This is a genomic window from Nisaea sp. (assembly GCF_017640745.1).
Lineage (GTDB): Bacteria > Pseudomonadota > Alphaproteobacteria > Thalassobaculales > Thalassobaculaceae > Nisaea.
On sequence record NZ_JAEPQA010000023.1, the window covers coordinates 1 to 13,106 of the forward strand.

Below are 13,106 nucleotides of genomic sequence, written 5' to 3' on the forward strand. Positions count from 1 at the left end.
GGCCGAACGCCTCTTTCGGTACCGGCAGCGCCGCCGCGGCGCTTTCCGTCTCCAGGGCGTCGGTTTCGACCCACGGATCGTGGATCAGAAAGCGGCCATTCTCCTCGCCATAGACCAGCACCCAGTGCGGCGTCCGGCTGCCGACCATCTGGTAAAGGCTTACCAATACTATGGCGAAAGCGCCTTCGGCGAGCGCCGCACTGAGACCGGCATTGTCGAGCGGCGTGATATGGATCGGAATCTCCATCTCCTCCGCCGCCCGCCGATAATCCTCCTGGATCAGGGTCAGGGCCTCCCGGCGGTCCTTCTGCCGGACGCTGTCGACGAAAAGCGGCGGTTCCTCGCTGAGAAAGACCTCGACCGACAGGCCATGACGCGCCAGGGCGACGGCCATGCCGACAGGTTCGCAGCCGCCATGTCCTGATTGCATGAAGACCGTCGTCGACTCGCGCCAGAGGCGGAACTCCTCAACCCGGTTGAAGACGTAATCCGGATCGAACGCCTTCAGCGCCATCATCATGCAGGACGGACCGCAGGTGAAATCGGAGGTCTGGGAATAGTAGGACGGCGTCGTCGCCGAGAAAGAGGAGCGTGCAAGCCGCTTCTCGTAGCGCAGCGCATCGGCGTGATCCTCGTAATAGTCGAGATATTTTCCGAACTCGTGATAGCCGAGGCGTTCATACAGCGCGATCGCCCAGGCATTGTCCGGCCGGACCTCGAGCCGCATGGAAAGACAATCGTGGGAACGGGCGACGTCTTCTCCCGCTTCGAGCAAGGCGGCCGAGATCCCTCTGCCGCGGGCGCCCGGCAGGACGGCGATCGAATAGAGTCTGGCGAGGGCCGTCCCCCGCCGGAACAGGATCAGGATGTAGCCGGCGATGCCGTCGTCCGTTTCCGCGACCAGGAGCGAACTGTGTCCGTGACGGATGAATTCCCTGAAACTGCGGCGGCTGATCCTGTCGCTCTCGAAACAGGCGGTCTCGATTTCGGTAAGCGCATCGAGGTCCGTAAGCGCGGCGGCACGAATCAGCGCCTCGCTCGAGGGGGCGGCCAACGCAGGTTGTGTCCGCTGATTGAGATTTGAAATCGTCGTACTTTCCGCAGGTTCTGCAATTCACTTCCAGACCGGTGCCCGAACTGCATCCGACCCGACGGCACCGTTGCACTCCGGTCCCCGATTTACAGGCGATTATATACGATTACTGACCTAGCAAAGATATCCGAGTTGCGAAAAACGGCCATCGATTTTCTTTCGGCCTCGCCGATAGCGGTGCGCTTGTAAAAGGCCGCTTTTCGGTGGCAGACTGCGCATCCGATTATGAAGGAACCTCACATGGACGTAACGTCGTTGCTGGTCTTCGCCCTTGCCCTCGCGCTTGCCGCAGGATCGCCCGGACCGAGCCTGGCCGCGCTTGTGGCGCAGGTTTTGGCGCGCGGCTGGCGCGCCGTCCTGCCGTTCCTGATGGCGATGTGGCTTGGCGAGCTGATCTGGCTGACCATGGCGATCGTCGGCCTGGTCGCGGTCGCAGAGACCTTCCATGCCGCTTTCGTTGCCATCAAGTGGCTCGGTGTCGGTTATCTCGCCTGGCTGGCCTGGAAGATGTGGACGGCGCCTGCCGAAACCTCCGGCGCGTCGCTGCCGGAGCCGCGCAGCGGCCTGAAGATGTTCCTCTCCGGTATGGCCGTGACGCTCGGCAATCCGAAAATCATGGTGTTCTATCTTGCCTTGCTGCCGACGCTGATCGATCTCGGCAATGTCAGCTTCGCCGATTGGGTGAGCATATCCGTAACTCTGCTGGTCGTGCTCGCCGCAATCGACCTCGCCTATGTCGTGCTGGCCGCCGGGGCGCGGAACCTGATGCGCAGCCCGCGCGCCGTCCGCATCGCGAACCGGACGAGCGCGACGGCGATGGGCGGGGCGGCGATCGCAATTGCCCTCAGAGACTAGGCTGCGTCCTTCTTGTCGTCGGATGTGTCCAGCTCGTCCGGGCTGGTCGGGTCGACCGCGGCGGTGGTCTGCGCCATCCGGACCGCGGCGGTGAACGGAATGTGTTCCTCGGCCGGCGCCGCCGCCCGGACCCGCATCCGGTAAACGCAGAAAATCGCGGCCACGATGTGGATCGCGGCGGTATAGGCGAACAGATAGCGAATGCCGACCAGATCGATGATGGCAGACGCGATGGTCGGGCCGGCGACAGCGCCGAGCGCAAAGACCAGCAGCAGACCGCTTGCCGCCTCGACATAGTCGTTCGGATCGGTAATGAAGTCGTTCAGATGCGCGACGCTGAGCGAATAGATCGGAAATGCGAAGATTCCGAACATGAACCCGAAGACGAAGACTCCGTAAGGGACATGTTCCGCGAGCAGGACCATGCCAAGGCCCGCCGCGGCGGAACCGAGGCAGGCGGTGATGATCACCAGCCGCCGGTCTATCCGGTCAGAGAGACTGCCTAGCGGCCACTGCCCGATGGCGCCGGCAATCACCACGATGCTCATGAACCAGGCGACCGTCGAGACATCGGAGGAATTTGCGGTGGTCAGGGCGTAGACAGGCGCGAGTGACCAGAACGCGCCGTTCGCCAGCCCGACCGCAACGCAGCCGACCACGCCGACGGGCGAGATCCGGAAGAGCCGTCCGAGCCGGAGCTGGACGACCTCAAGCGGTGCCGGCTGATCGATCCGGGTCAGGGCGATCGGCACGGCCGCCACGGAAACCAGGATAGACGCGAGCGCGAAGAGCGGGAAACTCGCGGGATCGGCCGTCATCAGCAGAACCTGCCCGACGGTGATCACGGTCAGGTTGATGATTGTATAGACAGAGAAGACGAGGCCGCGGTTCTCGTTGGTCGATTTCTCGTTCAGCCAGCTCTCGATCACCATGTAGAGCACCGCGAAGCAGAACCCCGTGATCGCCCGCAATACCCACCAGACGACCGGCTCGAGAACGAGCGCGTGGATCAGGACCACCGTCGAGGCCACGGCGACCATCCCCGTAAAGGTCCGGATGTGGCCGACCACGCGGATGACCCTGGGGCCGTACAGGCATCCGGCCATGAAGCCGAGGAAATAGGCGGAACCCAGGATGCCAATCTCCATGGAACCGAAGGATTCCATGCCTGCGCGCACGGGAAGCAGCGTTCCCTGCAGGCCGTTGCCCATGAGCAGGATGGCGATGCTGAGAAGTAGAGGGATGAGGGGAATGATCGAAGCCATGGGGGCCCAATATAGAGAGCGGCCGAACGCGGCTCAAGGCCACCCGGAGCTTATCTCACCGGCAAGTCCAGCCCGTGCCGGCTGAGCACTTCGCAGCCTGACGGGGTTACGAGAACGGTATTGCCCAGTCCCATCGCGAGGCGCGTTTCGGGATCGCCGACCATGACATGCGGAAAGAAAACCATCCCCGGCTGCAGCTCCAGCGGGTTGCCTGTGTAAATCATCGGCGGCACGTCCATCCAGGAGGGACGGTAGGTCGCGCCGAGCGAATAGCCGCAGGCGGCAAACCGGTGTTCGGCGTGCCCTGCGGCATCAAGCCGGGCGCGGTGGATTTCGTCGACGGAGCCGAGCGCCGCGCCGGGCCGGAAAGCCTCCTGCATCTCCTCGAGCGTGTCGCGGACCAGCGCATGCAGGTCGCGCTGCGGCGTCGTCGGGCCCCCGATGGAGATGCTGCGCTCGATGCAGCAATTGTAGCGCCGGAAGGTGCCGGCATATTCGAGGATCAGCAGGTCCTGCGCATCGAGCGGCCGGGGTCCGCCGACGCCGCGTCCGTAGATTGCGCGCGACCCTGAATTCACCAGCGGACCCGCCGGAGAAACGTCGCCGCCGCCGCGCAGGGTCGTCGTCATGATGGCGGCGGTCACTTCCGCATCGATCACCCCGGCGCGGGTGACCGCCAAGGCGGCATCGTAGGCGTCGTCGGCCAGGGCCGAGGCTTTCCGCAGATAGGCGACCTCTGTTTCGGATTTGACCAGCCGGAGGCCCGAAACCACGTCGCTCGCATCGGTGAGGGTGCAGAACCCGTCCATTGCACGCTGGACCGCCGCATGGTTCTTGCCCGTCAGTCCGTAGGTTTCGAGCTCGATCCCGATACGCCCGCCCGTAAGGCCTAGGCCGGCGAGGATGTCGCGCAGCTGTCCCGCCGGGTCCGCGTCTTCCGCGTTCAGCCAAACATGGATCTCGTCGACGAGCGAGGTGTCCCGGGCCTGGGAGACGTCGGGCCGCCGGCAGAGCAGCGTCAGCGGACGTTCCTCCGTGGTCAGCACCAGGCACTGGAAGAACACGTAGCCGCCGCCGTCATAGCCGGTCAGGTAATAGTGGGTCTCCTGGCCGAAGCAGAGCAGGGCATCGAGGCCCCGCTCCGCCAGCCGCGCGCGGGCCCGGGCGATCCGTGCCCGGTATTCCGTCTCTTCGAAAGCGAGTGTCTTGGAGTTCATGCCGCCACGATATTGTGCGCCGGGCCGAACGGGAAGCGGGTGATGTTCTCGGCGCCGTCCCTGCCGATCACCAGGATGTCATGCTCGCGGTAACCGCCCGCGCCGGGCGTGCCTTCCGGAACCCAGAGCATCGGCTCCATGGAGACGACCATGCCGGGCTCCAGCACGGTGTCGATGTCCTCGCGCAGTTCGAGGCCTGCTTCTCGTCCGTAATAGTGCGACAGCACGCCGAAGGAGTGGCCGTAGCCGAAGGAGCGGTAGTCGAGCAGCCCTTGCTCGTGGAAGAAGCGGTTGATCCCGGCGCAGATCTCGTTGCAGCGCGCGCCCGGCCTGATCAGCGAGATGCCGAGCTCGTGCGCCGCCACGTTCGCTTCCCAGAGATTCAGCGTCGCCTTGTCCGGCTCGCCGAGGGTGAGGGTGCGCTCGAGCGCGGTGTAATAGCCCGAGATCATCGGGAAGGTGTTGAGACTGAGCAGGTCGCCGGGTTCGAGTTTCCGCATGGTGACCGGATTGTGCGCGCCGTCGGTATTGAGGCCCGACTGGAACCAGACCCAGGTATCGCGCATCTCGCTGTCGGGAAAAGTCTCCGCAATGGCCAGTTCCATGGCGTCGCGGCCCGCCATCGCGACGTCGATCTCCCGCGCTCCCGGTCTGATCGCGTCCCGGATCGCAGCGCCGCCGATATCGGCGATGCGTGCCCCTTCGCGGATCAGGGCGATTTCCTCCGGCGACTTCACCATGCGCTGGCGCATCGCCGCGGGGGCGATGTCGACGATCTCGGTCACGCCGGCGATTTCCTCCAGCGCATCGTGTGCCTGCAGGGTCAGATGATCGCCCTCGATACCGACCTTCTTGGCCGACCCGACCAGGTCCTTCACGGCGCGCCAGAAATTATTCCGCTGCCAGTCGGTATAGATGACGTTGTCCTCGACGCTGCGGCGCCAGGGCTGACCGCCGTCGATATTGGCGGAGACGGTGGTGCATTTGTCGTGGGTCACGACGCAGCCGAACGGGCGGCCGAAGCTGCAATAGAGGAAGCCCGAATAATAGGCGATGTTGTGCATCGAGGTGAACAGCACGGCCTCCACCCCGAGGCTGTCCATGATCCTGCGAAGGCCGCTCAGCCGGCGGGTGTATTCGCCTGAGGAAAAGGGCAGTGGAGCTTTCTCGCCGTTGTGACGGGTGAAATGCGTGGGGCGTTCGCCGATCGGCGTCATCCTGACCTCCATATCCGAACCGGACGCGTGGAGCGCCCGGAAAATCCATCCGGGCGTACAGGATGTTGGATCACCCCGCCGTCTTGTGGAGCGGCGAAGACGCATGCCTGAACCACGTCACCGGCGACGCCATCGCCGCGCATGCTGAGGCGAGGTTAGGGCCGGATTTCGGCTTCAGTCAATCCCGATAAAAGCCATTCTGCCGTCGTCTCCAAATCCAGCGCTTCCCGGAATGACCGGCTCGCGCGTCTACCGGTTGCACCCCATGCGACCGGAAGGAGCGTAGCCATGTCTGATGCCGTCATCGATCTGCCGAACAGTGCGGGAAAAATCCTCGAAGGGTCGACCCGGATCTCGGATGTCGATCCGAACGAGCCGATCGAGATCAGCCTGCTTCTGAAAGATCCGGAGCCCGGTGCGTCGGGCCGTATCACGCGGACGGAGCTTGCGGCGGCGCGGCGGAGCGGGACGCGGGAGGCGATTTCGCGGATCGCGGCCTATGCCGGGAGGAACGGATTCACCCTGACGGCCGTCGAACCGGCGAAGCTCCGGGTCAAGCTCGCCGGACCCGCCTACCGGCACGAGGCGGCCTTCCGGACGCGGCTCGCCCACTTCCATCACGCGCGCGGACGGTATCGCGGGTTTTGGGGGCCGCTCTATTGCCCGGCCGGTCTCGCGGAACTGCTCGAGGCCATACTCGGGCATGAGACCGCGCCGGTCGGGCGCTCGCATCGTCAGCCGGTGCTCGATGTCGGCGCGGCGAAGCCGATGCTCGCGAACCAGGTCGCCGCGCTCTACGGCTTTCCGCAGCAATCCGCGGCGGGCCAGACCGTTGCGATCCTCGAGTTCGGCGGCGGCTATCTGCAGTCGGATATGGCGGCGGCAGCGCGGGCGATGGGCGTTCCTGTGCCGGAGATCCTCGCGCTCTCGGTCGACGGGGCGAGCCAGGATTTCGCCGGCGGGGCCGGGGCGAGCGGCGAGGTCGCGCTCGACATGCAGGTGGTCGCGGGCGCGGCGCCGGGCGTCCGGCTCGCGGTCTATTTCGCCCCGAACGCCGCGCGCAGCTTCGTCGATGCGACGCTGGACGCGTTGCACGACCAGCAGAACGCGGCTTCGGTGATCTCGATCAGCTGGGGCGGCGCCGAGGAAGGCTGGAGCCAGGCCGGCATGCAGGCGATGAACCGGGCGCTCGCCGATGCGGCGCGGCTCGGGGTCAGTGTCTTCATCTCCTCCGGCGACCTGCTTGCCCCCGACGGCGTGGAGGACGGCCGCGCTCATGTGAACTTCCCGGCCTCCAGTCCTTGGGCGACCGGGTGCGGCGGCACCCTGCTGGACGTCTCGGGGAGCGCGGTTTCCTCGGAGACGGTCTGGAATACCGGCGATGCGGGGACCGGCGGCGGCGTTTCGCGTGTCTGGCCGGCGCCGGACTATCAGGCGAACGCGAACGTGCCGGTCAATATCGACAGCGGTCAGGCCGGGCGCGGGGTGCCGGACATCGCTGGCGATGCGGACCCGGCGAGCGGGTTCTGGGTCTTCCTCAACGGCAACCCGACGCCGGTCGGGGGAGCCAGTGCCGTGGCGCCGCTCTGGGCCGGTTTTACCGCCATGGTGAACGCGGCGCGGGCGGAGCAACAGAAACAGCCGATCGGCTTCCTCAACCCGCTGCTCTACCGCAATCCGGCGCTGCTGAAACCCGTCATCAGCGGAGACAACAAGCCCGCTGGAACCGATATCGGCTACGACGCGACCTCGGGTTACTCGGCCACGACGGGGCTCGGCAGCTTCAACAACCCGAACCTGTTCACGGCGCTGGTCGACGCGGACTGACGGCGGCATCCATTAGCCTGGAGGGAAATCCTCCGCACGCGATCAGATTCCGCTTGCGCGGCCTTTTAAACGCATATCAATATAACAATTAGCGTTTAGGAGTTTTTATGGCCGACCGGGTTGTCAGTGCTGGGATCGATGGGGTGAGCGGGGCGCTTCGCATGCCGCTCTATCACCAGATTTTCCTGATCCTGCGCCAGCAGATCACCGACGGCCTGCATGAATACGACGCGCTGATCCCGGGCGAGCAGGAGCTTGCGGAGACCTACGATGTCTCGCGCATCACCGCGAAACGGGCGCTCGACGAACTGGCGGCCGAAGGTCTCGTCGTACGCGAGCGCGGACGCGGCACGCGGGTGCGCTACCGGCCGAAGGCGCGGGCCTTCCAGTCCTCCATGGACGGGCTGCTCGAGAACCTGATCGCCATGGGGCTCGAGACCAAGGTGAAGCTGATCTCCTTCGGCTATGTTCCGGCGAACGAGGAGGTGGCGGCAGCGCTGTCTTGTCCGATCGGCCAGGAAGTGCAGCGCTCCGTCCGGATGCGCAGCGTCGAGGGCAAGCCCTTTTCCTTTCTCACAACCTATGTCCCGGCGGATATCGGACGGCGTTACGACGCCTCTGACCTCGCCAACAAGCCGCTGCTTTCGCTTCTGGAGCGGAGCGGCGTGCAGGTCGACGCGGCGAGCCAGGCGATTTCCGCCACGCTCGCGGATCCGGGAGTTGCCGGACATCTCGGCATCTCGGCCGGATCGGCGCTGCTCAAGATCAACCGGATCGTGAAGGACCGGGAGGGGCGTCCGGTCGAATACATCACCGCGCTCTACCGGCCCGACCAGTACCAGTATCGCATGGTGCTCTCGCGGGTGCAGGGAGAGACCCACAATACCTGGACTCCCAGCCAGGACGCGGCAACGACCGCAAAAGACTGAGCCAACCGAACAGGGGAAAAGGCAATGACAAAGACCAAGACTTTCAATCAGTTCTCCCGCCGCCAGGTGCTGGCCGGCGTGGCTGCCGGTGGCGCCGTTGCTGCGGCCGGCACGCTCGGCATGCCGCATATCGCGCGCGCCGCCGATCCGGTGAAGATCGGCGTGGTCCATCCGGTGACCGGTTTCCTGCAGTTCTCCGGCACCCAATGCCGCTTCGGCGCGGTCGCCGCGATTGACGAGGTCAACGCGGCCGGCGGCCTCAAGGCGCTCGGCGGTGCCAAGATCGAAGCCGTGCTGGGCGATGCCCAGTCCAAGGCCGAGATCGGTGCGGCCGAGGTCGAGAAATTCAATGAGGCGGGCGTCTCCGCCGTGGTCGGCGCCTATGCATCCGGCATCTGCCTCGCCACCACGCAGACCGCCGCGAAATACGGCATCCCGCATGTCGTCGATGTCGGCGTGAGCGACCAGATCGTCTCCCGCGGTCTGGAGAACACCTTCCGCTTCGGTCCGGGCTTCGGCACCATCACCAAGGAAGGCGTCGATCACCTGATCGCCATCAACAAGGAAGCCGGCAGCCCGGTGAAGTCCGTGGTCATCGTGCATGAGAACACGACGCCCTTCGGCAGCGGCATGGCCGGCCTGCTCGAGAAGAACCTGACCCCGGCCGGTTTCGAGGTGAAGGAGATCCTCCCGCACCCGACGGGTAACAAGGACTTCAACAACATCGCGCTGAAGATCAAGGAGCTGAACCCGGATCTGGTGATCCCGTCGCACTATTACGGCGACGGCGTGCTGTTCCTGCGCACCCTGCAGCGCCAGCGCGTGCAGCCGAAGGCGATCTATTCGGTGCTGGGCGGCGCGTCCTCGCAGTACCGTCTCGTGAACGAGTTCCCGGATGCCGCCGAATACGTGATGGACTGCAATCACTGGTTCGATCCGCGCAAGGACGCCGCGCTCGCCCTGCGCAAGAAGACCGAGGCGGCGGGTCTCTCCTATTCCTACGAAGTGTTCCTCGCCTATGAGGCGGTGATGTTCGCCGTCGACGCGATCGAGCGTGCTGGCTCCGCCGACCGCGCCAAGATCATCGAGGCGATGGCGTCCAGCACCTGGGACGGCCACTTCATGCCCTACGGTCCGACCAAGATGGTCAACGGCCAGAACGAGGGCGCGCAGGCGATGGTCATGCAGGTCCTCGGCAAGGAGATCGAGGTCGTCGCCCCGAAAGAGTTCGCGACCAAGGCCCCGGTGTTTCCGCGCCCGGCCTGAGACTGGCTCTGAACCGCGGCGGGGACGGCTGGGGCCGTCCCCGCCGTTCCTTGCGGCCTGAACGCGACTGACTTCGATGGATTTTCTCGGTATCAGCCTGCCGTCCTATTCCTTTGACACGGTCTTCGGCTCCGCCATCAGCGGCGTTTTTCTCGGTGCGATCTATGCTCTTGTCGCGCTCGGTCTGACGCTGATCTACGGCGTCCTCCACATCATCAATTTCGCCCATGGCAGCCTCCTGATGCTGGCCATGTACGCGGTCTTCTTTCTCTGGAGCGGGCTCGGGGTCGATCCCTATCTCGCCATGCTGATCGTGGTTCCGGGAGGTTTCTGCTTCGGCTATCTCCTGCAGCGCAGCGTGATCGGCCGGGCGAGCCACGGACGCGACGAGATCATCCTGCTCGCCACCCTCGGGGTTTCCATTGCGCTCGAGAATTTCGCGCTCTTCGCCTTCTCCGCCAATGAGCGAAACGTCCAGGTGCCATACGATTTCGATGGCATCGATCTCGGCTTCGTCTATGTCGTCTGGCCGCAGGTCGCGGCGCTCGCGGGATCGCTGCTGATCACCGCAGCGCTCTGGGCCTTCATGAAATTCACCGATACCGGCAAGGCGATCCGCGCCGTCGCGAAGGAGCGACAGGGCGCGCGCCTGATGGGTATCAATGTCGAGCATATCTTCGCCGTCAGCTTCGGCATCGGCACCGCCTGCGTCGCCGCGGCGGCGAGCCTGCTGGCGCCGACCTATGCCGTCTTCCCGCAGGTCGGCTATCTCTTCGTTCTGATCGCCTTCACCGTCGTCGTGCTCGGCGGCATGGGCAGTTTTGTCGGGGCGCTGGTCGGCGGGCTGATCATCGGCGTGACCGAGCAGATCGGCCGGCTCTATCTCGGCGAAAGCCTCGGCCTGATCACCATCTCGGCGATCTTCATTCTTATCCTTCTCTTCCGGCCGACCGGCCTCTTCGGACAGCGGCTATGATCGACGTCAGGACACAGCGGATCGGCTGGGCGATCCTGATCGCGGCCCTGCTGGCGGCCCCCTTTGCCATCAGCTCCGGGCGTTGGATGGAGTTCATCGAGCTGACGCTCTTCGCCGCTCTCCTCGGACAGGGCTGGAACATCCTCGGCGGCTATGGCGGGCAATATTCCTTCGGCCACGCGCTGTTCTTCGGGACCGCGGCTTACATACAAGCGCTGCTGCAGTTCAAGCTCGGCTGGAGCCCGTGGGTCACGCTCTGGTTCGCCATCGCGGGCGCGGTCGCGGTCGGCGCCTTCGTCGGGTTCCTGAGCTTCCGCTACGGCCTGCGCGGATCCTATTTCGCGCTGGTGACGCTGGCCTTCGCGGAGGCCTTCCACGTACTCGCCCGCTCCCTCGTCTCGGTGACCGGGGGCGGAAGCGGCATCCAGCTTTCGCTGAACCAGGATCCGGAAATGGCGATCGCCAGCTTCCAGTTCACCTTCGCCGGCCCGTTCCTGGCCGAGGCCGGCTATTACTACGTGATCCTGTTTTGCCTGCTGATCGGCTTCGCCGTGACCGGATGGCTCAATCATTCCCGCTTCGGCGCCCAGCTGCAGGCGGTGCGCGAGGACGAGGATGCGGCCGAGGCGCTCGGCATCAACGCCTTCCGGGTGAAGATGCGGGCGATCTGCCTTTCCGCCGCGGTGACTTCGCTCGCCGGGATCTATTACGTTCAGAAATTCCTCTTCGTGGATCCGGGCATAGCGTACGGGCCGGGCAAGTCGGTTGAGGCGCTGTTCGCTGCAATCATCGGCGGTCTCGGCACGGTGATCGGGCCGCTGCTCGGCTCCGCCTTCATCCATATCGTCGGCGAGTTCGCCAAGGAGACCATCGGCGCCATGCTCGGCGACCGGCCGGGCGTCGACCTTATCCTCTTCGGCATCATCCTTGTGCTGATCCTCGCCTACATGCCGCGCGGCCTCGTGGGCCTCGCAGAAGTAATCTGGAAACGCCTTTCTGCGAGGAAGGAGGCCGGCGATGCTTGAGGTCTCCTCCCTTACCAAGCGGTTCGGCGGCCTCGTCGCGGTCAACGGCGCCAGCCTGCATGTCGAGAAAGGCGAGATCGTCTCCCTGATCGGCCCGAACGGCGCGGGCAAGACCACGCTGTTTGCGTCCATAGCCGGCTTCCTGAAGCCGAACGGTGGAAAGGTGACGCTGGACGGCCAGGACATCACCGGGCGCCAGCCGCACGAGATCTGCCTGCGCGGCATGGTGCGGACCTTCCAGGTGGTGAAGCCTTTCGCCGGGCTGACCGTGCGGGAGAACATCGCCGTCGGCGCGCACACCCGGATCGCGAACCGGACCGAGGCTCTCGAACTTGCCGCGCAGGTCGCGGAGCGGGTCGGTATGGGCCGGCGGCTCGACCAGTCCGCGGGCGATCTGACGGTCGCCGGGCGCAAGCGTCTCGAGCTGGCGCGGGCGCTCGCGACCCAGCCGAAGCTGCTGCTCCTCGACGAGGTCATGGCGGGCCTGAACGCGACCGAGATCCTCGAGATCGTCGAGATCATCCAGGGCATTCGCGAGAGCGGCGTCACAATTCTCCTGATCGAGCATGTCATGCAGGCCGTGATGAAGCTCTCCGACCGTGCCTATGTGCTGAATTACGGCGAGATCATCGCCGAGGGCAGTCCGGCCGAGATCGCGCACGATCCGGACGTGATCGAGGCCTATCTCGGCCACGGCGCAGCGGAACGTATGAAAGCCGCGGGAGGCGCCGATGCTTGAGGTCAAGGACCTCCGCGCCGGCTACGGCCACGCCAAGGTGCTGCACGGCGTCTCGCTCAAGGTGGGCGAGGGTGAGCTCGTCGCTCTGCTGGGCAGCAACGGTGCCGGCAAGTCGACGCTGAACAACAATGTCTCCGGCATCTTCAAGCCGTTCGGCGGCAGCATCCGCTTCGACGGGATCGAGATTTCCGGTGCCTCGCCGGAGGAGATCGTCGACCGCGGCCTGATCCAGGTGCCGGAAGGGCGCCGGGTCTTTCCGAATATGACGGTCAGGGAGAATCTCGAGCTCGGCTCCTACCGCCGGGCGAAGCCGAACCGTGCGCGCAATATCGAGCATGTTGTCGAGACCTTCCCGCGCCTGAAGGAACGCTTCGGTCAATATGCCGGAACGCTTTCCGGCGGCGAGCAGCAGATGCTGGCGATCGGCCGCGGCCTGATGGCGGAGCCGCGCCTGCTGATCCTCGACGAGCCCTCTCTCGGCCTTTCGCCGCTGCTGGTCGAGGAGATGTTCACGCTGATCCAGAAGCTGCGCTCGCAAGGGCTCGCGGTCTTCCTGGTCGAGCAGAACGTCGTGCAGTCGCTGGAAATCGCCGACCGTGCCTATGTGATGGAAAACGGCCTGATCACGGTTGAGGGCGCGGCACGCGATCTGATGAACGACGAGGAGCTGCGCCGCTCCTATCTGGGGATGTAACCG

12 protein-coding genes are annotated in these 13,106 nt (G+C 65.1%); 8 read left to right on the forward strand and 4 right to left on the reverse strand.

What is annotated here, in order from left to right; translation table 11 throughout:
- On the reverse strand, positions 1 to 1,054 hold a 1,054-nt coding region (locus tag JJ959_RS15655), incomplete at its 3' end, for a peptidase C39 family protein (protein WP_292885441.1).
- A 279-nt stretch (positions 1,055 to 1,333) separates the two neighbouring features.
- Here JJ959_RS15655 and JJ959_RS15660 point away from each other — a divergent pair.
- Positions 1,334 to 1,948, forward strand: coding sequence for a LysE family translocator (locus JJ959_RS15660; RefSeq protein WP_292885444.1), 615 nt, complete (start codon positions 1,334 to 1,336; stop codon positions 1,946 to 1,948).
- Here JJ959_RS15660 and JJ959_RS15665 read toward each other — a convergent pair.
- From JJ959_RS15665 to JJ959_RS15675, 3 genes are read right to left on the reverse strand one after another with little or no spacing between them, the layout of a single operon-like run.
- On the reverse strand, positions 1,945 to 3,213 hold the full coding sequence (locus JJ959_RS15665; RefSeq protein WP_292885448.1) for an MFS transporter: 1,269 nt from the start codon (positions 3,211 to 3,213) through the stop codon (positions 1,945 to 1,947). The genes JJ959_RS15660 and JJ959_RS15665 overlap by 4 nt on opposite strands.
- A 50-nt stretch (positions 3,214 to 3,263) precedes the next feature.
- Positions 3,264 to 4,430 (reverse strand): Xaa-Pro peptidase family protein, encoded by a 1,167-nt coding sequence (locus JJ959_RS15670; RefSeq protein WP_292885451.1) that lies wholly within the window; start codon positions 4,428 to 4,430, stop codon positions 3,264 to 3,266.
- On the reverse strand, positions 4,427 to 5,647 hold the full coding sequence (locus JJ959_RS15675; protein ID WP_292885454.1) for an aminopeptidase P family protein: 1,221 nt from the start codon (positions 5,645 to 5,647) through the stop codon (positions 4,427 to 4,429). Before JJ959_RS15675 ends, JJ959_RS15670 begins: the two co-directional genes overlap by 4 nt.
- Before the next feature lie 288 nt (positions 5,648 to 5,935).
- Between JJ959_RS15675 and JJ959_RS15680 the strand changes: the two genes are divergently transcribed.
- From JJ959_RS15680 to JJ959_RS15710, 7 genes are all read left to right on the forward strand, one after another.
- Complete coding sequence (locus JJ959_RS15680; RefSeq protein WP_292885457.1) at positions 5,936 to 7,474, forward strand: S53 family peptidase; 1,539 nt, start codon at positions 5,936 to 5,938, stop codon at positions 7,472 to 7,474.
- Positions 7,475 to 7,581: 107 nt separating this feature from the next.
- On the forward strand, positions 7,582 to 8,403 hold the full coding sequence (locus JJ959_RS15685) for a GntR family transcriptional regulator (RefSeq protein ID WP_292885459.1): 822 nt from the start codon (positions 7,582 to 7,584) through the stop codon (positions 8,401 to 8,403).
- A gap of 24 nt (positions 8,404 to 8,427) precedes the next feature.
- A complete protein-coding gene (locus JJ959_RS15690; RefSeq protein ID WP_292885462.1) occupies positions 8,428 to 9,669 on the forward strand; it encodes an ABC transporter substrate-binding protein in 1,242 nt (413 codons plus the stop codon).
- 76 nt (positions 9,670 to 9,745) lie between these two features.
- The gene (locus tag JJ959_RS15695) at positions 9,746 to 10,645 is read left to right on the forward strand and encodes a branched-chain amino acid ABC transporter permease (RefSeq protein WP_292885464.1); all 900 of its coding nucleotides are present in this window, start codon (positions 9,746 to 9,748) and stop codon (positions 10,643 to 10,645) included.
- Positions 10,642 to 11,670, forward strand: coding sequence for a branched-chain amino acid ABC transporter permease (locus JJ959_RS15700; RefSeq protein ID WP_292885467.1), 1,029 nt, complete (start codon positions 10,642 to 10,644; stop codon positions 11,668 to 11,670). The genes JJ959_RS15695 and JJ959_RS15700 overlap by 4 nt, the downstream gene beginning before the upstream one ends.
- On the forward strand, positions 11,663 to 12,409 hold the full coding sequence (locus tag JJ959_RS15705) for an ABC transporter ATP-binding protein (protein WP_292885470.1): 747 nt from the start codon (positions 11,663 to 11,665) through the stop codon (positions 12,407 to 12,409). Before JJ959_RS15700 ends, JJ959_RS15705 begins: the two co-directional genes overlap by 8 nt.
- Positions 12,402 to 13,103 carry an ABC transporter ATP-binding protein gene (locus JJ959_RS15710; RefSeq protein WP_292885473.1) on the forward strand — a complete coding sequence of 234 codons (702 nt, stop codon included), beginning with the start codon at positions 12,402 to 12,404 and terminating at the stop codon, positions 13,101 to 13,103. Before JJ959_RS15705 ends, JJ959_RS15710 begins: the two co-directional genes overlap by 8 nt.
- The last annotated feature ends 3 nt before the right edge of the window (positions 13,104 to 13,106 follow it).